Raw genomic sequence first — 21,124 nt, 5'->3', positions numbered from 1 at the left:
ACAGACACCTCGTCAATGGGGCGATTGGATCCCGCCACCTTAACAAAATTTTTCACTGCTGACCTAGTGACCTGGTTGGCTATTTCGCCTCCTAGCGCGCAGCGGTCACTAGGTCAATGCATCGTCGAAAATCACAGACCGACCCGATGTGCGTACCTGGCCACCATCGCGCTCGCCCGCCTCTCCAGCCAGACGCTGCAACAGGTGGCGCAAGGCAACCTGATCAGCCTCAGGCAGTCGGCGGAAAAGCGCCAGCACGCGGTCTTCATCGACGGTCAGGCTGTCCAGTGGGGCTGGGGTATGCGCACCACTGAGCACATAGAGCGCATCAACGCCCCGCTTGGCCAGCGCGGCCAGATAATCGACCCGCGGCGTGCGCTCACCACTTTCATACTTGCCCTGGGCATTGGGCTCGACACCGCCGATGTCGCCGAACACCCGCTGGGTGAGGCCAAGGCGCTCACGCTCTTCCCGCAGCCGCGGACCAATTCCACTCATTCGACTCCCTTCCCTTGCTGTCCATGAATCCCACGGAAATGGTGACCTTCGAGCAAGTGGCCATCACCCCGGATGGCACTATGCCAAGTGGGATCCAATCCTGGCAAGCCATCATTGCGCCATTGGTCACGATCCGTCTCGACAGTCAGCTTTTCGGCGCGACCCCGCGTTGCATACGCACGAAACAGTCGTCCTCGCCCATCTCGACGAAACCATGTCGCCGATAGAGCTGACGCGCAGGATTGCTCTTGAACACCATCAATCTGAGCAAGGGCAGCCCCCGTTGCCCTGCCCACTGGGCCAGGGTCTCCAATACCCAAGCGCCGACACCACGCCCCCTGTGCTCCGGCAGCAGGTGCAACTCGCGGATGAACAGGGCCTGACGATCCTGGCTGAGGCTGCAAAAACCCAGCACTTGCCCCTCCTGCGTCACCAGCCACTGTTCGCGCCAACCCCAGGCTTCGTCGAAGGCTTCCTCGATCCACAGCAGGTCGAACTCCCGGTAGTAAGGCAGCATGGCGCGCCGGGTCAGATCGCGGGCGAAGGTGCGGTAGGCGTCGGTGGCGGGGGTCAGTTCGAACGGCATGTGGAGTGGTCTTCCAGTCAATCTACGGGGCATAGCACACCGGTGAACTACCCGGTCCACGGCGCTCCAGTTCATCCTCCAGCCACCCGGCCAGCACCACGGCGTTATTGTGCTTGGTGTCCTTGCCGGCATAGAGCAAGGTCAAGTTGCCCTTGGCCGCCAGATCCAGCAGGGGGTACCAATGCTCGGGATGGGCCGCGAGCTCCTGCTGGTAGCGCTGGGTGAAACCGGCGAAATCAACCTCGCCATGATGAAACGCCTTACGCAACTCATCGGAGGGTGCGACCTCTCGCAACCATCGGCCGTGAAGGTCGTCCTTGCGTTTGTTGCGTGGCCACAGGCGATCGACCAGCACCCGCTGACCGTCCTCGGCCTCCATTGGATCGTAGACACGTTTGCAACGGATCACGACGTTCTCCTACGCCAGGCTTTCCCATCAGCCTAGGGCCTTCATTGACCAAGGTCACGTGCAGACTCTGAATTGCCTTCTATGCTTTGCCCGCCTGGCATCTTTGCCCGACGCCACCCGGAGCCCTCCATGGCAACCTCGTCACTGGCCAACCAGACCGACCTGGCCCACTGCGACGTCCGCCCGCCGTTGTCGCACAGACCCGGCCGCGGCACCCTCACGCTGTTCATCGGCCTGCTGCTGGCCGCTGTGGCTTACACCGCCTGGAGCCTGAAACAGGATGTCAGCGCCAGCGGCACCGTCGTTACTACCTTCACTCCCTTCCTGCTGCTGGGCCTGGCGCTGCTGATCGCCCTGGGCTTCGAGTTCGTCAACGGCTTTCATGACACGGCCAATGCGGTCGCCACGGTGATCTACACCCATTCGTTGCCTGCGTCGGTGGCGGTGGTATGGTCTGGCCTGTGCAATTTCCTTGGGGTGCTGCTGTCCAGCGGTGCCGTGGCCTTCGCCATCATTGCGCTGCTGCCGGTGGAGTTGATTCTGCAGGTCGGCTCAACGGCCGGCTTTGCCATGGTGTTCGCCTTGCTGCTGGCGGCAATCATCTGGAACCTGGGCACCTGGTGGCTGGGTCTGCCAGCCTCGTCCTCACACACCTTGATCGGCTCCATCATCGGCGTCGGCGTGGCCAACGCCCTGATGCATGGCCGCGCAGGCACCAGCGGGGTGGACTGGGCCCAAGCCGGCAAGGTGGGCTATGCCCTGCTGTTTTCGCCGCTGATCGGCTTCGCCTGCGCCGCCTTGCTGTTGCTGGCAATGCGCCTGCTGATCAAGCGTCGCGAGCTATACCAGGCACCGCAAGGGCAGACACCTCCCCCCTGGTGGATCCGCAGCGTGTTGATCCTGACCTGCACCGGCGTGTCGTTCGCCCATGGGTCCAATGATGGCCAGAAAGGCATGGGGCTGATCATGCTGATTCTGGTGGGCACCTTGCCAATGGCCTACGCGCTGAACAAGACCATGCCCACCGAGCAGGCACAGCAGTTCTCTGTCATCGCCCAAAGCACCCGTCAAGCGCTGGTGCGCAGTGCGCCTCAAGCAGCACCGGGCGACCCCCGTCAGGCGCTGGTCGCCTTCATTGCCGAGCCCAAGGCGAGCCCCCAGCTGGTCCCCGCCTTGGCCGCACTCAGCGGGATGATCGGCGAACAGGTCAAAGGCTATGGCTCGCTCAACCGAGTGCCAGCCGAAGCCATGGCCAACATACGCAACGACATGTATCTGGCGAGCGAAACCATCCGCCTCATCGACAAGCAACAGTTGGCACGCTTCGACGCCGATACCCACCGCCAGATAACGGTGTTCAAACAGCAACTGGACGATGCCACCCGCTATATCCCGCTGTGGGTCAAGGTGGTGGTCGCCATTGCATTGGGCCTGGGCACGATGGTGGGCTGGCGACGCATCGTGGTCACGGTGGGGGAAAAGATCGGCAAGACCCACCTGAGCTATGCCCAGGGCGCCTCGGCAGAAGTGGTGGCCATGTGCACCATTGGCGCGGCGGACCTGTTCGGTCTACCGGTGTCGACCACCCACGTGCTCTCATCCGGTGTCGCGGGGACCATGGTGGCGAACGGCTCAGGCGTCCAGCGCCGGACGCTGTTCAATCTGTTGATGGCCTGGGTGTTGACCTTGCCGGCAGCAATGTTGCTGGCCGGATGCCTGTACTGGCTGCTGTGCCAGGTATTCTGAAGGTTCAGGGCCGCGTCGCGACCCTGAACACCTGCAGACTCAGCCCGGAATCTTCAGGCCCCGCTGCACGGCAGGCCGGGCCAGGAAGGCCTCCAGCACTCGCTGCACCTGCTTGAACTCATCGAACCGCACCAGCTCCCGTGCGTTGTAGCGCTCCACCAGGTTGCGCACCCAGGGGAAGATGGCGATGTCGGCGATGCTGTAGTCATCAACCATCCATTCGCGTCCGGACAGATGCCGGTCGAGCACGCCCAGCAGACGCCGGGATTCATTGACGTAGCGGTCCCGCGGGCGCTTGTCCTCGTACTCCTTGCCCGCGAAGAAATGGAAGAACCCAACCTGGCCGAACATCGGCCCGATCCCGCCCATCTGGAACATCAGCCATTGCAGGGTCTGGTAACGGGTGGCCGGGTCCTGGCTGAGCAATTGGCCGGTCTTCTCAGCCAGGTACTGCAGGATCGCGCCGGACTCGAACAGCGGCAATGGCTGACCGTTCGGCCCGTTGGGGTCGAGGATGGCAGGAATCTTGTTGTTGGCGCTCAAGGAGATGAACTCAGGGCTCATCTGGTCATCGTTGTCGAAACTGACCTTGTGCACTTCATAAGGCAGGCCGATCTCCTCCAGCATGATCGAGACCTTGACGCCGTTGGGCGTGGCCAAGGAATACAACTGCAGGCGCTCGGGATGACGCGCCGGCCATTTGCGGGTGATGGGAAAAGCGCTGAGATCGGTCATGGGCACTTCCTGAAAACGAGGAAATGACCACTGTAGGGGTAACCCGGTGGTTTGGCCATCGGTTGTTACTGGGGATTTCGCCGCCATGCGTGGGAGTGGGTTTAGCCGCGAATACGTTGGTGAATCCACTACCGCATTCGCGGGTGAACCCGCTCCCACAAAGACCGTGCAGTGTTTCCGATGGCGCGCCCGTGGATGCGCCATCCGTCACATCAGTAGCGCGTCGGAACGCGCTCTGCACCCTTGGAAATGATCACTTCCACACGACGATTGAGCTGCCGGGAATGCGCATCGGCATTGGAGGCAACCGGGTATTCCTTACCATAACCGCCAGTGGTGATGCGGCCAGGCTCCACGCCCTGACGGCGCAGCGCCATCGCCACGGAAGCGGCGCGCTGTTCGGACAGCTTCTGATTGAACGCATCGCTGCCAGTGGCATCGGTGAAGCCTTCTACCAGCACCTTGCGTTCAGGGTTGTCGTTGAGGAATGCGGCCAGCTTCTGGATATCGCGGTCGCTGCTCGGACGCAGTTGCGCTCGCCCGGTGTCGAACAGCACATCGCCGAACGTCACGACGGTGCCACGCTCGGTTTGCTGGGACTTGAGCGATTGCAACGCCTTGAGCTGGGCGGTACGCACCTGAAGGCGCGCCTCGGTACGCTGGGCCTCGATACGCTGAAGACCGGCCTCGGCCTGACGCAGCACGATGGTCTGCTCGGCCGTCTCGATCTTGCGGTTGGCCAGGTAGGCGAGCTGCTCGACCTGCATGTCCTTGCGGTCCTTGAGCGAGGCCAGCTCCGCCTTGCCAAGGGCACGGTAGGCTTCCTGGGTCTCCAGGGCGGCAAGGCGGCTGGCGTCAGGCTTGCTTTGCAGGACCGAATACGCCTCGCGGGCCTCCAGCAAGCTTGGGTTTTCTGGCGTCGCGCTACAACCGGCCAACGCCAGTGCGAGTACCGAGACACAAGGCAACAGATACGATTTCGACATGGTCAGCTCCTTATTCGGCGGTCACGGCAGGCAGTGTGTCGGGTGCTTCGAGCATTTCCCGCTTGAGCACTTCGATGCCTTCGCGGGCGGCACTGAGTTGTGCCTGTGCCTTGCTCGCCTGGGCCTTGCGCTCGGCGAAGCTGGCATCGGCCTCGGCTTGTTCGGCGAGGGTGCGGACTTGAGCCATGTCCTGCTGGCCCATGGCCCGCTCCATAGCATTGAGTTTGTCTTGGGCCGCACGCATTTCGACGGGCGCATACTGGGTCGCATCGGCAGCCACGGCACGATTGACCGCATTACGGGTCAGCTCGATCTGTTCTGTCGGCACGACAACACTGGCGCAGCCGCCCAGGGCCAATAACAGGCCGCCCAGAGGCATGAGATTGCGGATGGATCTGGCACGCATGAAAACAACTCCTCGGTGCAAGGCGCATGGGCACGGAGCTCCCGCCGCGATCACGCACGCGTTTGCATCAGGGGGGTAGGAAAAGTCTCGGATGCTCAGCAGAACCTCGCCTGCGTCGCAAAGGCGAGAGTGGGAGCTTTATGTGGGATTAAACGAACATCCAAGACCGTCGGTTGCGAAAACCAGACCAGCCTATTCGTAACCCTGGACGAGCCGCATAGGACTCACCTGACAAGCCCGTAAGGTTTTTCAACGAATTGGGGCATTAACCACTCGGCAGACGGCTCAGGACCGTCTGCCGATAGCAGCACTCAAGACAAACCATGGGCCTTGAGCTTGAGCTTCTCGGTATCCACGCGCACGAACACCGAGTCAGCCGTCACGGTCAGTACATCGCCTGCCCAGACTTCGCAGATGACCCGGGTCTTGCGCCCGACTTCACCTTCGACACGTGCTTTGAGCACCAGCTCCACGCCCATCGGCGTGGGTTTGAGGTACGTCAGGCTGAGGGTGCCGGTGACACAATCGATTCGCGGCAGGCTCCCCGCTTCGCGTCCTTCGGCCCGGTAGTGATAGGCCATGGCCGTCCAGTTGGAATGGCAATCCACCAGCATGGCCAGGAAGCCACCATAGACCAGCCCCGGCCAGCCGATGAAGCTGCTGTCGGGCGAGTGGCGACAGACCAGGTGAATACCATCGTCATCCCAATGACTCTTGATGTGCAGTCCGCTGGGGTGCGAGCAGCCACAGCCGTAGCAGGTACCCTCAGGGGCCGCCAGCTCCTGCTGGGAAAGTACGTGTTCGTTCATACGCGTCCTGTGCTTGTTGGTATGCGGAGAAGACGCCACCGATGGTAGCGCCCCACCCTTCCCCCGCCAACGACGAGACTGCGCTGGCAGCCTCGTTTTGCGCTACCGATCCGTTGCCGGGGCCAGCACCGAGATACCACGCCTGCGGGTCAGGGCAATCAGCAGGATGAAGCAGGTCACCCCCGCCGTCATCAGCGTCTCGTAGCGATAGGCATCGCTGAACAGCATGTAGCCAAGCACCATGACGATCAGCCCGATCACCAGCCAGGTCAGCCAAGGGAACAACCACATCTTCAGCGCAAGCTCCGTGCCTTCGCGCTCGGCACGCGCCCGCATGCGCAACTGCGACACGGCAATCACCAAGTACACCAGCAAGGCGATGGCGCCGGTGGTCGACAACAGGAAGCCGAACACCTTGCCAGGCAACACATAGTTGACGAAGCAACCGGCGAAACCTGCCAGGGTCGACAGCACGACTGCCACGGTCGGCACGCCATTGCCGGAGATACGCTTGATCATCCGCGGCGCCTCGCCCCGTGCACCCAGCGAATAGAGCATGCGTGAGGCGGTATAGAGACCGGAATTCATGCAACTGGTGACCGCCACCAGCACCACCAGGTCAACCATCAACTTGGCACCCGGCACGTTCAGCACCTCGAGTACGCGCTGGAAGGACCCCACTGCTTTAAGGCCAGGGTCGTTCCAGGCCACCAGCGACACCACCAGGAAGATCGAGGCCAGGTAGAAGATGGCGATGCGATACACCACCAGGTTGGTAGCGCGGCGAATCTTGTCTTTCGGGTTGGCGGTCTCGTCGGCCGCAATGGTGACGATCTCGGCGCCGAAGAACGAGAAAATCGTAATCAACACGCCGCCGAGCACCGTGCCAAAGCCGTTGGGCATGAAGCCGCCGCTGGCCCACAGATGGCTGACACCGGAGACTTCCGCCAGCGGCCAGACGCCGAACACGGCCATGCTGCAGATGCCGATGAACGCAAGAATGGCGATCACCTTGACCAGCGCGAACCAGTACTCGAATTCACCGAAGTTCTTCACGCTGATCAGGTTGGTGGCCGACAGCACGACCATGATCAGGAACGCGAACAACCAGGACGGCACGCCGGGGAAGTACGCATGGAGGATATCCGCGCCGGCAATCGCTTCGACCGGGATGATCAGCACCCAGAACCACCAGTACAGCCAACCGATGGTGAAACCCGCCCAGGGTCCGATGGCCTCGGCGGCATAGGTGGAGAATGAACCACTGTTGGGGTTGGCAATCGCCATTTCGCCCAACATGCGCATCACCAGCAAGACCAGCAGGCCAGTCATGGCGTAGGAAATCAGGATCGCCGGGCCCGCGGTGGCGATGGCGTTGGAAGAACCGATGAAAAGGCCGGCTCCGATGATGCCGGCGATGGAAATCATGGAGACCTGACGCGAGGTCAGGCCATGTTGCAGCGAGCGTTGTTTTTTTGGGTGTGGCGATGCCATGGGGAACCCTCGAATGGGTCGGCCGCCGCCAGCGGCGGCTGAAAAGGGAGCAGAAGGCAAAATCGTTGCTTTCGTGTTCTTGTTGTTTTCGGTCCGATCAGGCGCAGGCCCTTATCGATGCCGTGCAGTCGGACGCTGGCATTTGCCGATGGCAAATAACATTTCAGCCGCGCCGAGACGTTCGAACGCGTCGACAGTCATTGTTCTTCTCCTGTTTCAACAGCGGGTTGTCATCGTTGATACAGGTCAGTATTAATCTAATAAGACGAGGTCAACAAACGACCTTTTCGAAGCACATGATTCCGTTGCGGAATGAAATCCTTCCAAATTCACGGGGTACTCACCGCTCATGTCAAAACGACTGATGCCTTCTTCCACCGCCCTGCAGTGCTTCGAAGCGGCCGCTCGTCATCTGAGCTTCACGCGGGCGGCGCAGGAACTGCACCTGACCCAGAGCGCCGTGAGCAAGCAAGTGGCGCAACTGGAGGACATGCTGGCGCACCCGCTGTTCCAGCGCATCCGCAGGCGCCTGCAGCTGACACCGGCCGGCGCGCTGTACCTGACCGAAGTGAACAAGATCCTCACCCAAATCGACATCTCCAGCCGCTACATCCTGAGCTACGGCGATGAAACCGAGGTGCTGCGCATCGCCACCCAGCCGACGTTCGGAGCCCGCTGGCTGGTGCCCAGGCTCAAGGGTTTCGGCGATCGTCACCCACGTATCCACCTGGACATCCGCAACGAGCTGGAACCTTTCGACCTGGTCCAGTCCAAGGCGGACATCGCCTTTTTCTTCGGCCAGGGCACCTGGCCTGGCGCGACGTGCATCGAACTGTTCAGCGAGGCAGTGGTGCCGGTGTGTGCGCCATCGCTACGGGCCCAACACCGCTTCGACAGCGCCGAAGCATTGACCCAGCATCGCCTGTTGCAATGCGCTTCGCGGCCCGAGGCTTGGCATGAGTGGTTCCTGGGCCTTGGGTTGCATAGCGAAAACAGCTATCACGGCCCACGTTTCGACACGTTCTACCTATGCATCCGCGCCGCCATCGCAGGTTGCGGCATCGCCCTGATCCCGCGATACCTGGTCGCCGAAGAGCTGGCCGAAGGCAAGCTGGTGGTGGCCTGGGACCACCCGGTACCCAGCAATGGCAAGCACTTCATCGCCCATGCCGAGCATGCGGCGGAGGTACCGAAGGTGCGGGCGTTCGTGCAATGGATCCTGGAGCGGGTGGCACAGGGGGACTGAAGTTTGTCGTGGCCGCTGGTGACAGACCGCGCTGGCGCGCAGGAGGCTAGCCCTGGAAAAGCAAGAATTTTTGGAATGACCGCAATCGAATAATTCGTTTGCGAAACGACACTTCGCCGCGCTTGGATAATAAGAAAATCAAACCAAGGTTTGCGTGCACATGAATCAGGAAAGTATCAGTCAGTCCATTGCAATTGTTCATCCGATTACACTTTCCCATGGCCGCAATGCCGAAGTCTGGGACACCGACGGCACACGTTACATCGACTTTGTCGGCGGTATCGGCGTTCTGAACCTGGGCCATTGCAACCCAGCCGTGGTCCAGGCCATCCAGACCCAGGCCACACGCCTGACCCACTATGCGTTCAATGCCGCCCCCCATGGTCCTTACCTGGCGCTGATGGAGCGTTTGCAGCACTTCGTGCCGGTGAGCTACCCCCTGGCGGGGATGCTCACCAACAGCGGCGCCGAGGCTGCGGAGAACGCGCTGAAAGTGGCCCGTGGCGCCACCGGCAAGCGCGCCATCGTCGCCTTCGACGGTGGTTTCCATGGTCGCACCCTGGCCACCCTCAACCTCAACGGCAAGGTCGCGCCGTACAAGCAACGCGTGGGTGAATTGCCCGGGCCGGTGTACCACCTGCCCTACCCCAGCGCCGACACCGGCGTCACCTGTGAGCAGGCGCTCAAAGCCATGGACAGGCTGTTCAGCGTGGAACTGGCGGTGGAAGACGTCGCAGCGTTCATCTTCGAGCCCGTGCAAGGCGAAGGCGGCTTCCTGGCGCTGGACCCGACCTTTGCCCAGGCACTGCGCCGCTTCTGCGACGAGCACGGCATCCTGATCATCATCGACGAGATCCAGTCTGGCTTCGGCCGCACCGGTCAGCGCTTCGCCTTCCCTCGCCTGGGCATCGAGCCTGACCTGTTGCTGTTGGCCAAGAGCATCGCCGGTGGCATGCCACTGGGCGCGGTGGTCGGCCGCAAGACAGTCATGGACTCGCTGCCCAAGGGCGGCCTGGGTGGCACCTATTCGGGCAACCCGATCGCGTGCGCGGCAGCTATGGCCAGCCTGGAGCAGATGACCGACGAGAATCTCGCGACCTGGGGAGAGCGCCAGGAGCAGGCCATCGTGGGCCGCTACCAGCGCTGGAAGGCCACCGGGCTGACGTCGGCGCTAGGTCGCCTGACCGGCACCGGAGCGATGCGCGGGCTGGAGCTGGTCAACGCCGACGGCAGCCCCGCGCCAGCGCAACTGGCCAAGGTACTCGAGTCGGCCCGCGCCAAAGGCCTGCTGTTGATGCCAAGCGGCAAGGCGCGGCACATCATTCGCCTGCTGGCACCGCTGACGATCGAGCCGCAGGTCCTCGAAGAAGGCCTGGATATCCTCGAACAGTGCCTCGCCGCGCTGGGCTGACGCGTTAGAGGCCCAACTCTTCCGGGGTGAGCATGTCGGACTCGAAGGCGATCCAGCCGCCTTCGAGTTCGGCGTGGCCATTGACGATCGGGCCGTAGTAGGTCAGGCCGTTCTCCAGCGTCACGCAGATGTGCGTGGCAGACTTTTCCGGTGCGGCCAGGGTGCCGACGAAGTGCACCTTCTTCAGCGTTTCGGTGACCGCTTCCAGGCCCACGCGCATGTTGGGGTTTTCCATGGCTTCGGCATCACCCCCACGGTCTTCGGCGCTGACGGTCACGGTGGCGATGTAGGGGTACTTACTCAATCGGGTTGCCTCATAAGAAAGGGACGGCGCATCGGGCGCCAAGGGTGCGTAGGTTACGGCAGGCGATGCGCGCGCGCGAGTACCGCGCGCGCATTTGCCCGGGCAAACCGCTCGTTCAAAGGCATCCGCCCGTCCCGAGACCGCAGCCCCGAAATCTGTTAGGGTGCCCGCCGATGCACGCCCCACCACACGAGGATCCCGAGTGAGCGCCGAAGAACCCCTGATCGCCGACCTGTTCGAAGTCGACAAACGCCTGAGTCTCAAGCCCGTCGTGGACTTCAACGCCTACCTGCGCAATGCCTTCGGCGAAGGCGCCTGCCGCTGCCACCGCTGCCTGGAACGGGGCGGCGACGAAAGTGACTACAGCCACCAGCACACCTTCGCACTCGAAGGCCGTACCATGCACCGGCGCTTCGCCAACACCGCGGGGAGCGATGTCCTGCTGGTGCTGAAGAAGGCCTGGCTGTCCTACACCAAGAACGATCTACCACTGACCGGCGCGCTGGACCTGGCCACCGTCAAGACGTTCACCGAAACCGCCCTGCACGAGCGTCTGCTGGCCCTGCTGCCAGCCAGCGGCCTGGCCCGCGAAACCGACGGCCAGTGGCACTTGCAAGCCCTGGCCGACTGACCCGGGCGCTTGGCCGCCGGGCTTAGCGCCCCTGGCGGCCATGCACGATGGCACGGCCTTTTTCCAGGTAAGCGTCCATCTCCTCACGCGGCACCATGCTGCCGCCCGTCGCCCAGACTAGGTGGGTGGCATTGGCCATGCGCCGCTCATCCAGGCCCAGACGCTGACGATAGCCTTGGTTTTCCTGCAACACCCGGCCCATGCCCGGCACGCCCGCCAGCGCCGAAGGCTCCAATGCCAGCCCTTCTAGCTTCTCCACCAGCGCCAGCAAGCGGAACAATTCGGCATCGCTGACGGTGTAGTAACCGTCGATCAGGCGCTGCATGGCACGCCCGACAAACCCTGAAGGCCTGCCGACCGCGAGCCCGTCGGCGGCGGTATGGTTGTCCAGACCAAAGTCATAGACCGACACCTGCTCATGCAAACCGGTGTACACCCCCAACAGCATGCACGGCGAGTGGCTGGGCTCGGCGAACAGGCAGTGCACCGCATCGCCGAACGCCTGCTTCAAGCCAAAGGCCACGCCCCCTGGACCACCGCCCACGCCACAGGGCAAATAGACGAACAGCGGATGCTCGGCATCGACGACGATGCCCGCCGCCTGCAACTGCCCGCGCAAGCGTTCGGCCGCCACGGCATAGCCCAGGAACAGGTCGGTGGAATTTTCGTCATCGACGAAGTGACATTGGGGATCGGCATCGGCTTCGCGCCGCCCCTGCTCGACCGCGACGCCGTAATCGGCGTCGTATTCGCGCACCTCGACACCACAGGCCCGCAAGCGATCCTTCTTCCATTGACGGGCATCGGCGGACATGTGGACCGTCGTGCGCAACCCCAGGCGCGCCCCCATGACGCCGATGGACAACCCCAGGTTGCCGGTCGAGCCGACGGCGATGCTGTACTGGCTGAAGAAGACCCGTGCCGCCTCGCTGTCGAGCGTTGCGTAATCATCTCCAGGCTTGAGCAGGCCGCCAGCCAAGGCCAGACCCTCGGCGTGCTTGAGCACTTCATAGATACCGCCACGGGCCTTGATCGAGCCTGAGATTGGCAGCAGGTTATCTGCCTTGAGCCACAGCGTGCCGAGCGGCGCGATGTCGAGCTCATCGCACAACGCAGCTTGCAGGCCGGGCAAAGGCAACAGTGGCGATTCGATCAACCCACCGGCGGCTTGGGTCTGCGGGAAGGCCGAGGCGATGAACGGTGCAAAACGCGTCAACCGTGCGCTGGCCTCGGCGATATCGCCTGCCCCCAGCGGTACATCGCCCAACGCCTGGGCACTCGGTGCGACGCCAGGATTGAACCAAGTGACCGGGGCGTGGCGCACCAGGTCGGCGATCAACGGGTGCTGCTGGCACCAGGTCTGCAGCGGAACTTCGAGGGCCATGGGCGACTCCAGGCAGATCATTAGGCAGGGCCTGGATTAGGCGGCACATCAGCCCCCCTTGGCAACCGTCGGATACTTGGCCTGGGCCCCATCAGCAGCGCCATCGTCTGCTACCTTGGGAGAACCCGCTCACCCACAGGTGAATGACCATGGCCCGCACGACTCCCATCGAGCTGTACCGCAACATTGGCATCGTCGCCCACGTCGACGCCGGCAAGACCACCACCACCGAACGCATCCTGTTCTACACCGGGGTCAACCATAAAATGGGCGAAGTTCATGACGGCGCCGCCACCATGGACTGGATGGCCCAGGAGCAGGAGCGCGGCATCACCATCACCTCGGCGGCGACCACGGCGTTCTGGCAAGGCTCGACCAAGCAGTTTGCCGACAAGTACCGGTTCAACATCATCGACACCCCCGGCCACGTCGATTTCACCATCGAGGTGGAGCGCTCGCTGCGCGTGCTCGACGGCGCGGTGGTGGTGTTCAGCGGCGCCGACGGCGTCGAGCCGCAGTCCGAGACAGTCTGGCGCCAGGCCAACAAGTACCATGTGCCGCGCCTGGCCTACATCAACAAGATGGACCGCCAGGGCGCGGATTTCCTGCGGGTGGTCAAGCAGATCGACCAGCGCCTGGGCCACTACCCGGTACCGATCCAGCTGGCCATCGGCAGCGAGGAGCACTTCGCCGGGCAGATCGACCTGGTGAAGATGAAAGCGATCTACTGGAACGACGCCGACCAGGGCACCAGCTATCGCGAAGAGGAGATTCCCGCTGAGCTGCGCGCGCTGGCCGATGAATGGCGCGCGCACATGGTCGAAGCCGCCGCCGAAGCCAATGACGAGCTGACGATGAAGTTTCTCGAGGGTGAAGCGCTGAGCGTTGACGAGATCAAGGCCGGGCTGCGCCAACGCACCTTGGCCAACGAGATCGTGCCGACCATCCTCGGCTCGTCCTTCAAGAACAAAGGCGTGCCTCTGATGCTCGATGCCGTGATCGACTACCTGCCCGCCCCCAGCGAGATTCCCTCGATCAAGGGCGTCGACCCAGATGACGAGGAAAAGCACCTGGAGCGCCACGCCGACGACAACGAACCGTTCTCGGCCTTGGCCTTCAAGATCGCCACCGATCCGTTCGTGGGCACCTTGACGTTCGCCCGCGTCTACTCTGGCGTGCTCAGTTCCGGCGACGCCGTGCTCAACTCGGTCAAGGGCAAGAAGGAACGGGTCGGACGCATGGTGCAGATGCACGCCAACCAGCGCGCCGAGATCAAGAATGTCTGCGCCGGCGACATCGCCGCACTGATCGGCATGAAGGATGTCACCACCGGCGACACCCTGTGCGACATGAACAAGCCGATCATCCTCGAGCGCATGGATTTCCCCGACCCGGTGATTTCCGTGGCCGTTGAGCCCAAGACCAAAGCCGACCAGGAAAAAATGGGCATTGCCTTGGGCAAGCTGGCCCAGGAGGACCCCTCGTTCCGGGTCAAGACCGACGAGGAGACCGGCCAGACGATCATCTCAGGCATGGGTGAGCTGCACCTGGACATCATCGTCGATCGCATGCGCCGCGAGTTCAACGTCGAGGCCAATATCGGCAAGCCGCAGGTGGCCTATCGCGAGAAGATCCGCAACACCTGCGAAATCGAGGGGCGCTTCATCCGCCAGTCCGGTGGACGCGGCCAGTATGGCCATTGCTGGATCCGTTTTGCACCGGGCGACGATGGCAAGGAAGGCCTTGAATTCATCAACGAGATCGTCGGCGGCGTGGTGCCACGCGAGTACATTCCCGCCATCCAGAAAGGCATCGAGGAGCAGATGCAAAATGGCGTGCTGGCCGGTTACCCGCTGATCAGCCTCAAGGCCGCGGTGTACGACGGCTCGTACCACGACGTGGACTCCAACGAGATGGCCTACAAGATTGCCGCGTCCATGGCCACCAAGCAACTGGCCCAGAAAGGCGGTGCCGTGCTGCTGGAGCCGGTGATGAAGGTCGAGGTGGTCACGCCCGAGGAATACCTGGGCGACATCATGGGCGATCTGAGCCGTCGGCGCGGCATGATCCAAGGCTCGGAGGACAGCCCCGCCGGCAAGGTGATCCGTGCCGAAGTGCCATTGGGCGAGATGTTTGGCTATTCCACCGACATGCGTTCGATGACCCAGGGCCGGGCCAGCTACTCGATGGAATTCACCAAGTATGCAGAGGCGCCGGCAAGCATCGCCGACAGCATCGTCAAGAAGAGCAAAGGGGAGTAATCCGCTGTAGCGGCAAGTGGCCAGACACCTTCGCGGGCTCACCCGCGAAGGGGCCGATGCGGGCAAAAGCCCTGCTCAATGCTGCTCCCCTGCCCGCTTGAGCAGCTTCTTGCAGCGCTCCGACAGGTGCACCACGCGCAGGTGCTTGCCAGCCTTGGCATAGCGTTCGCGCAGGGTCTTCAACGCCGCGATCGCCGAGTAGTCGACAAAGCTCAGGTGCTTACAGTCCAGGGTAACGCTGGCTGGATCCTGCGCCGGGTCGAACTGATCGAGAAACGGCGTGGTCGAGGCGAAGAACAGCGTGCCGTGCACTTGATAGACCTTGCCGCCCGCCTCGTCCAGATGGCTGTCGGCATAGAGTTCGCGGGCGTGCTGCCAGGCAAAGTTGATCGCGGCGATGACGATGCCGAACAGCACGGCAGTCGCAAGGTCAGTCAATACCGTCACCACCGTCACTGCGATGATTGCCAGCACGTCGCTGACCGGCACCTTGCGCAACACTCGAAGCGATGCCCAGGCGAAGGTCTGCTGGGCGACCACGAACATCACGCCAACCAACGCCGCCAGCGGGATACGCTCGATCAGCGGCGAGAGGAACAACACGAACAGCAGGATCATCCCGCCCGCCACCACGCCCGACAGCCGGCCGCGGCCATTGGAGCTGAGGTTGATCACGGTCTGGCCGATCATCGCGCAGCCACCCATGCCGCCACATAGCCCCGAGACCATGTTGGCCGCCCCGAGCGCCACGCATTCGCGATCGGGGTAGCCACGGCTTTCGGTGATCTCATCGGTGAGGTTCAAGGTCAACAGGGTTTCCAGCAGGCCGACCATTGCCATCAACACGGCGTAGGGCGCGATGATCTTCAACGTCTCAAGGTTCCACGGCACCTCTGGCAGGGCCAGTCGTGGCAGACCGCCGGCGATGTGCGCCATGTCGCCCAACGTGCGGGTCGGCAAACCAAGCAGATAGACCAGCAGACCGACACCAAGAATCGCGACCAGCGCCGGAGGCACGGCGCGGGTCAGGCGCGGCAGCACGTAGACCACCAGCATGGTCAGCGCCACCAGGCCGACCATCAGGTACAGCGGTGAGCCGCTGAGCCAGTGCTCGCCGTCCTTGAAGTGCTCCAACTGGGCCAGGGCAATGACGATCGCCAGGCCATTGACGAACCCGAGCATCACCGGATACGGCACCAGGCGCACCAGTTTGCCCAGGCGCAGTACGCCAAACAGGATCATCACACCCCCACCGAGTAGCACCGTAGCCAATAGATACTGGGCACCGTGCTGCACCACCAGGGCGACGATCACCACCGCCATGGAGCCTGCGGCACCGGAAATCATCCCGGGGCGCCCACCGAACAGCGCGGTCAGGGTACAGATGATGAAAGCACCGTACAGGCCCATGAGGGGGTTGAGGTGTGCCACCAGGGCGAAGGCAATACATTCAGGCACCAGGGCGAAAGACGTGGTCAGGCCAGCGAGCACGTCGGCGCGAAGTCGGGCGGGTTTCATGGGGTTCCTGTGTCGTGTCCGGATGCAGAAGCGACCGGGATGAAAAATCGAGGGGCGCGATGTTACGAGATTTGTCCGATAGCGACCACCGATCGGCAGTTCAGCGCACGCGCTCGCGACTCTGTACCGCCAGGTCCAGTGCCCGCAGCATGTCCAGACGCGCCGAACGCCCCAAATCCGGATGCTGCAACTGGCCATTGCGTTCGGAAGGCAGGATTGGCGCGGTCAGGTCTTCGGCGTCCATGGCTTCGAAATCCTGCTGCGGGCCCAAGGTCAGCGCACTGCGGCGCAGCAGCATGCGCACCTGGTCGGGGGTCAGCTGTGGGTTGATCGACAGCATGGCAGCCACTGTGGCAGTGACCAGCGGGGTCGCATAGGAGGTACCGCAATGGACCCGGCCTTGCGGCGCAGGACGGATGCAGGCAGCAGCACTGATATCCACACGCATGTCGACATTGGAGCTGCGCCGCTTGGTCACGTGGGTCGGGCTTTCGAGCGCAACGGCTTGGTCGCTGCGTTGGTGGCCGCCGACCACCAGCAACTGATCGGTGATGAATGACGACGGCAGGCGATACTCATCCCTTCCAGACCAGGAAGCACCGTTGCCTGCCGAATTGACCACTACCACATCCGGATGTGCCTTGCGCAACTACAGGAAGAATTCCTCTAGCAGTTCTTCATAACCGCTCATGGCGAGCCCTGAGCGTACCAGCGAGTCCACCTCATCGCCCCGTACGTCCCTGGCCCCGACGCGGTGGATACCCCAGCTCCAGTTCAGCACCCTCACGCCATCCTCGACCAGATTCACCGAGGCGGCGATGTTGGCAGTGATTCCAGCATCGGCATTGCGCTCGACGATCACTTCGAAGCCCGGGGCGGCCTTGCCCAGCCCCGTGAGAAAGCCGCCTGGCGCGCCCTCGCCGCCTCGTCCGGCGAGAATCCCGGTGACCTGCGTGCCATGGCTTTGCGCCTGGTCGCCATCACGGGCGTACACACAGGTTTCGCCCGCACCGCAAGCGCCGCGGTAGGCCATGAATGCCGGAGCATCGAAGTCCACCGCCCGCTCGATCACGCCGATCCGCAATGGCTTTACGGGCACCTTTGAGGCCGGGATACGGCGCTGGTAGTAATACAAGGCATCCATGAAGCGATTGGCAGCCCATTCCTGGGCCTGATCGATGGGCGGCTTGGCGACTTGCACAGCGCCTTCCTCGCCGCGTTCGGGCGCGGACTCCTCGACGATCACTGCATCCACACTGGTTTCGCTGCCGATACGCAGGATCATCGCGTCCCGCTGCACCAGGTCATGGACTGGCAAGCGCAACTGATAGACGTTGAGCGGAGCAATCGCGCCGACGACCTGGGCGCCATATTTGTCGGCGATGCGCTGCGCTTGACGCAGACCGTCGTGATGTTCCTCGATCAATACACTGACCAAGTTCAGGTAGGTGGTCAGGCCATCCATGTTCTTCGCCACTTCGTCGGGCCCTGCGGCCAGCACATGGCTGCGCTGGCGCGTGAGCCAAACCGGATTGCTCCTCTGGCCGCGGGCTTCGAGCCACAACGGGGCGCTGCGCTGGCGGGGCGGATCGAGGGTCAATGTGAGCGTGTCGCCCTGACGCACCACATGCGTTTCGGACAACGGCTGGTCACCGAGCCACACCGCAGGCTTGCCTTGCTCCAGCCCCTGGACCCGCAGACACCATCGCTGCGGGCCTTCGCCCAGCAGATCGCCACAACGTTGCAGTTGCTGGATGCGCAAGGGTTGCTGCGCGGCCACGGCCGCGCTCAAGGGCAGACAAATCAACAAGACGAGCAAACGCAGCATCAGGGCAGTCCTTTGGGCTTCTTGTGCTGCGACTGCCAGGCCCTGTCAAAGGTTCAGGCAGCCTGCTGCGGGGCCTTCGCAAGCCTGCAAGCAACATGAGCTGCCCAGCCTGTGATCCAGACCCAGCAGAGGCGCGACAAATTTGCCATCATGATCATTCCACCTGCGGAGATCATGGACATGCCGCTACGCCCCTTCATCACGTCTTTTCTGTTGGCCATCAGCCTCACCGCCCAGGCGGCCACCGAGGTGCTGCCACTGCAACATCGCACCAGCGCCGAAATGCTGCCTACCGCTCAGTCATTCCTGGGCAAGGACGGCACGGTCAGCACCTTCGAGAACAAGCTGATCGTCAATGCCAGCCCCGAGCGCATCGATGACCTGCGCGCACTGTTGCAACAGCTCGACACTGCGCCCAAGCGCCTGTTGATCAGCGTCGACAACGACGACAGCAACTTCCAGGACAACCGTGGCAACGCCCGCATCATCCATTACGGCACGAGCAACCGTGAGGGCGGGATGCAGCAGATCCAGGCCAGCGAAGGCCAGCCGGCGTTGATCCAGATCGGTCAGAGCATTCCCATCACCAGTACCAGCACCGACGGCTACGGACGCATTCAAAGCGACACTGAATACCGCAATGTCACCCAGGGTTTCTATGTCACGCCGAGCCTGAGCGGCGATACGGTTCGTCTGCAAATAAGCACCAATAATGACCGAATGAGCCTTGAACGTCAGGATGTAGTAAAAGTTCAAAGCACCGACACGACCGTCACCGGCAAGCTCGGCGAGTGGATCACCCTGGCCGGGTTCAATCAGCAGAGCCAAGCCGAACGTAGCGCCTCAAGCTACACCTACAGCACCCAACGGGGTGAAAACATGACATTACGCGTCAAAGTCGACCTTCTTGACTGATCCCAGGCAATTCAAGGCCTCGACCAAAGGCCTTGAAACTGACCGAAGAGTCTCATTAGACCAAAGATGTAGTAAGCGAAAAAAACCACTACAAAACATTTGACAGGTACTTTTTTCCAAGGGCATGATGGCCTCGCTCCCGCTAATCAGAGGCCCTGGCAAGGGCCTTCGAGACGCGCTCCTCCTTACCCCTGGGGGCGTCTCGTGTCTATACGGCCCACAAGGCGGTTCGACGGGATAGTGACTGCAACGAAGAAGTTGTCCCGAGGGACGGAAGCGCATCACCGCAGTACCTGGCAGTCCTGTCGCACCGCAGCAAGGCATCCACGAGCCGACCTGCCGCCACACCTCGCCCGGCCCTGCACCTCTTCCCCTTCGAGCCTCCCTCGTACGCACTCACCTTCCGCCGGACAGGACAGCCGCCAGGCTTCTGAACCGCAGAGCACAAGCACTTACTTCAAAGACTGATGCGACGAGGTTTTATTTCCATGGCACTGACACGCGAACAGCAAATTGCAGCCCTTGAGAAAGACTGGGCCGAGAACCCGCGCTGGAAAGGCGTGACCCGTACCTATACCGCCGCCGATGTCGTCCGCCTGCGTGGTTCCCTGCAGCCGGAGCACACCTTCGCTCGCCAGGGTGCAGAGAAACTGTGGAAGCTGGTCACCGAAGGTGCCCACCCGTCCTTCCGCCCTGAAAAAGATTTCGTCAACTGCATGGGCGCCCTGACCGGCGGCCAGGCAGTCCAGCAGGTCAAGGCCGGCATCCAGGCCATCTACCTGTCTGGCTGGCAGGTGGCCGCCGACAACAACTCGGCCGAGTCCATGTACCCTGACCAGTCGCTGTACCCGGTCGATTCGGTTCCGACCGTGGTCAAGCGCATCAACAACGCCTTCCGCCGCGCCGACCAGATCCAGTGGAAAGCAGGCAAGAACCCAGGTGACGAAGGCTACATCGACTACTTCGCACCGATCGTGGCAGATGCCGAAGCCGGTTTCGGCGGCGTGCTGAACGCCTACGAACTGATGAAGAACATGATCGAGGCAGGCGCAGCCGGGGTTCACTTCGAAGACCAGCTGGCCTCGGTGAAAAAATGCGGCCACATGGGTGGCAAGGTACTGGTCCCAACCCAGGAAGCCGTGCAAAAACTCGTCGCTGCCCGCCTGGCTGCGGACGTCGCTGGCGTACCGACCATCATCCTGGCCCGTACCGACGCCAACGCCGCTGACCTGCTGACCAGCGATTGCGACCCGTACGACCAGCCGTTCGTGATCGGCGAGCGCACGCGTGAGGGCTTCTATAAAGTCCGCGCCGGCCTCGACCAAGCCATCGCCCGCGGCCTGGCCTATGCCCCGTATGCCGACCTGATCTGGTGTGAAACCGCCAAGCCGGACCTGGAAGAAGCTCGCCGCTTCGCCGAGGCGATCAAGAAGGAGTACCCGGACCAGATCCTGTCGTACAACTGCTCGCCATCCTTCAACTGGAAGAAGAACCTGGACGACGCCACCATCGCCAAGTTCCAGCGCGAACTGTCGGCCATGGGCTACAAGCACCAGTTCATCACCCTGGCAGGCATCCACAACATGTGGCACGGCATGTTCAACTTGGCGCACGACTACGCCCGCAACGACATGACCGCCTACGTCAAGCTGCAGGAGCAGGAGTTCGCTGACGCCAGCAAAGGCTATACCTTCGTGGCGCACCAGCAGGAAGTCGGCACCGGCTACTTCGACGACATGACCACCGTGATTCAAGGTGGCGCTTCGTCGGTAACCGCCCTGACCGGCTCGACCGAGGAAGAGCAGTTCCACTGAGTGTGACGCCCTTCGAACGAGGCCCGACCCTGCAAAGGTGTCGGGCCTTTTTCTTTATCGAGTGGCAACAACGTTGTTCCTACACGTATTTCTGATTACCACGTAGGAACCCGCTTAGCCCTCAGCGTTCGCAGCACAGCCGG

The 21,124-nt window shown here is 62.5% G+C and carries 18 protein-coding genes and 1 pseudogene; 7 read left to right on the top strand and 12 right to left on the bottom strand.

Annotated features, from left to right (window positions below; translation table 11 throughout):
- Positions 1 to 108: 108 nt before the first annotated feature.
- The 3 genes from AB1N67_RS08935 to AB1N67_RS08925 all read right to left on the bottom strand — a co-directional run bounded on the left by AB1N67_RS08935 (position 109) and on the right by AB1N67_RS08925 (position 1,493).
- Positions 109 to 498 carry a helix-turn-helix domain-containing protein gene (locus AB1N67_RS08935; RefSeq protein ID WP_043209197.1) on the bottom strand — a complete coding sequence of 130 codons (390 nt, stop codon included), beginning with the start codon at positions 496 to 498 and terminating at the stop codon, positions 109 to 111.
- Positions 499 to 643: 145 nt separating this feature from the next.
- Entirely contained in the window at positions 644 to 1,084 is a 441-nt protein-coding gene (locus AB1N67_RS08930; protein WP_043209194.1) for a GNAT family N-acetyltransferase, read from the bottom strand.
- Positions 1,085 to 1,106: 22 nt separating this feature from the next.
- Positions 1,107 to 1,493: a DUF488 domain-containing protein gene (locus AB1N67_RS08925; RefSeq protein ID WP_043209192.1), complete on the bottom strand. Its 387-nt coding sequence runs from the start codon at positions 1,491 to 1,493 to the stop codon at positions 1,107 to 1,109.
- 129 nt (positions 1,494 to 1,622) lie between these two features.
- Here AB1N67_RS08925 and AB1N67_RS08920 point away from each other — a divergent pair, with 129 nt between their 5' ends.
- Entirely contained in the window at positions 1,623 to 3,239 is a 1,617-nt protein-coding gene (locus AB1N67_RS08920; protein ID WP_043209190.1) for an inorganic phosphate transporter, read from the top strand.
- Between the two features lie 39 nt (positions 3,240 to 3,278).
- On the opposite strand, the gene AB1N67_RS08915 is transcribed toward AB1N67_RS08920, so the two are convergent.
- From AB1N67_RS08915 to AB1N67_RS08895, 5 genes are all read right to left on the bottom strand, one after another.
- Positions 3,279 to 3,974, bottom strand: a complete 696-nt coding sequence (locus AB1N67_RS08915; protein WP_043209187.1) for a glutathione S-transferase N-terminal domain-containing protein — start codon at positions 3,972 to 3,974, stop codon at positions 3,279 to 3,281.
- A gap of 212 nt (positions 3,975 to 4,186) precedes the next feature.
- Positions 4,187 to 4,960 (bottom strand): OmpA family protein, encoded by a 774-nt coding sequence (locus AB1N67_RS08910; RefSeq protein WP_043209186.1) that lies wholly within the window; start codon positions 4,958 to 4,960, stop codon positions 4,187 to 4,189.
- Between the two features lie 10 nt (positions 4,961 to 4,970).
- Positions 4,971 to 5,366: a DUF4398 domain-containing protein gene (locus AB1N67_RS08905; protein ID WP_070571846.1), complete on the bottom strand. Its 396-nt coding sequence runs from the start codon at positions 5,364 to 5,366 to the stop codon at positions 4,971 to 4,973.
- A gap of 311 nt (positions 5,367 to 5,677) precedes the next feature.
- A complete protein-coding gene (locus tag AB1N67_RS08900) occupies positions 5,678 to 6,175 on the bottom strand; it encodes a PaaI family thioesterase (protein WP_043209182.1) in 498 nt (165 codons plus the stop codon).
- 102 nt (positions 6,176 to 6,277) lie between these two features.
- Positions 6,278 to 7,669, bottom strand: coding sequence for an amino acid permease (locus tag AB1N67_RS08895; protein ID WP_102081964.1), 1,392 nt, complete (start codon positions 7,667 to 7,669; stop codon positions 6,278 to 6,280).
- A gap of 349 nt (positions 7,670 to 8,018) precedes the next feature.
- Between AB1N67_RS08895 and gcvA the strand changes: the two genes are divergently transcribed.
- Entirely contained in the window at positions 8,019 to 8,915 is an 897-nt protein-coding gene (gene gcvA, locus AB1N67_RS08890) for a transcriptional regulator GcvA (protein WP_043209178.1), read from the top strand.
- Positions 8,916 to 9,075: 160 nt separating this feature from the next.
- Positions 9,076 to 10,326, top strand: coding sequence for an aspartate aminotransferase family protein (locus tag AB1N67_RS08885; protein WP_367863678.1), 1,251 nt, complete (start codon positions 9,076 to 9,078; stop codon positions 10,324 to 10,326).
- Positions 10,327 to 10,330: 4 nt separating this feature from the next.
- Here AB1N67_RS08885 and AB1N67_RS08880 read toward each other — a convergent pair whose 3' ends face one another.
- A complete protein-coding gene (locus tag AB1N67_RS08880; RefSeq protein WP_230387954.1) occupies positions 10,331 to 10,561 on the bottom strand; it encodes a hypothetical protein in 231 nt (76 codons plus the stop codon).
- Positions 10,562 to 10,832: 271 nt separating this feature from the next.
- Between AB1N67_RS08880 and AB1N67_RS08875 the strand changes: the two genes are divergently transcribed.
- On the top strand, positions 10,833 to 11,261 hold the full coding sequence (locus tag AB1N67_RS08875; RefSeq protein ID WP_090345563.1) for a hypothetical protein: 429 nt from the start codon (positions 10,833 to 10,835) through the stop codon (positions 11,259 to 11,261).
- 22 nt (positions 11,262 to 11,283) lie between these two features.
- Here AB1N67_RS08875 and dsdA read toward each other — a convergent pair whose 3' ends face one another.
- On the bottom strand, positions 11,284 to 12,645 hold the full coding sequence (gene dsdA, locus AB1N67_RS08870) for a D-serine ammonia-lyase (RefSeq protein WP_367863677.1): 1,362 nt from the start codon (positions 12,643 to 12,645) through the stop codon (positions 11,284 to 11,286).
- A 149-nt stretch (positions 12,646 to 12,794) separates the two neighbouring features.
- On the opposite strand from dsdA, the gene fusA reads away from it, so the two are divergent.
- Complete coding sequence (gene fusA / locus AB1N67_RS08865) at positions 12,795 to 14,906, top strand: elongation factor G (RefSeq protein ID WP_367863676.1); 2,112 nt, start codon at positions 12,795 to 12,797, stop codon at positions 14,904 to 14,906.
- Positions 14,907 to 14,981: 75 nt separating this feature from the next.
- On the opposite strand, the gene AB1N67_RS08860 is transcribed toward fusA, so the two are convergent.
- Both AB1N67_RS08860 and AB1N67_RS08855 read right to left on the bottom strand, forming a co-directional pair.
- Positions 14,982 to 16,424, bottom strand: coding sequence for a SulP family inorganic anion transporter (locus tag AB1N67_RS08860; RefSeq protein ID WP_043209167.1), 1,443 nt, complete (start codon positions 16,422 to 16,424; stop codon positions 14,982 to 14,984).
- Positions 16,425 to 16,524: 100 nt separating this feature from the next.
- Positions 16,525 to 18,252, bottom strand: a pseudogene (locus AB1N67_RS08855) (S8/S53 family peptidase).
- Between the two features lie 150 nt (positions 18,253 to 18,402).
- Between AB1N67_RS08855 and AB1N67_RS08850 the strand changes: the two are divergent.
- Together AB1N67_RS08850 and aceA are read left to right on the top strand one after the other, a co-directional pair.
- Positions 18,403 to 19,167, top strand: coding sequence for a secretin N-terminal domain-containing protein (locus AB1N67_RS08850; protein ID WP_180962721.1), 765 nt, complete (start codon positions 18,403 to 18,405; stop codon positions 19,165 to 19,167).
- 488 nt (positions 19,168 to 19,655) lie between these two features.
- A complete protein-coding gene (aceA, locus tag AB1N67_RS08845; protein ID WP_043209162.1) occupies positions 19,656 to 20,981 on the top strand; it encodes an isocitrate lyase in 1,326 nt (441 codons plus the stop codon).
- The last annotated feature ends 143 nt before the right edge of the window (positions 20,982 to 21,124 follow it).

The sequence above is a fragment of the Pseudomonas guariconensis genome, from assembly GCF_040822035.1.
GTDB classification, from domain to species: domain Bacteria; phylum Pseudomonadota; class Gammaproteobacteria; order Pseudomonadales; family Pseudomonadaceae; genus Aquipseudomonas; species Aquipseudomonas guariconensis.
Note: the sequence above shows the minus strand (reverse complement) of the source record. Positions and strands in the feature narration are given on the sequence as shown.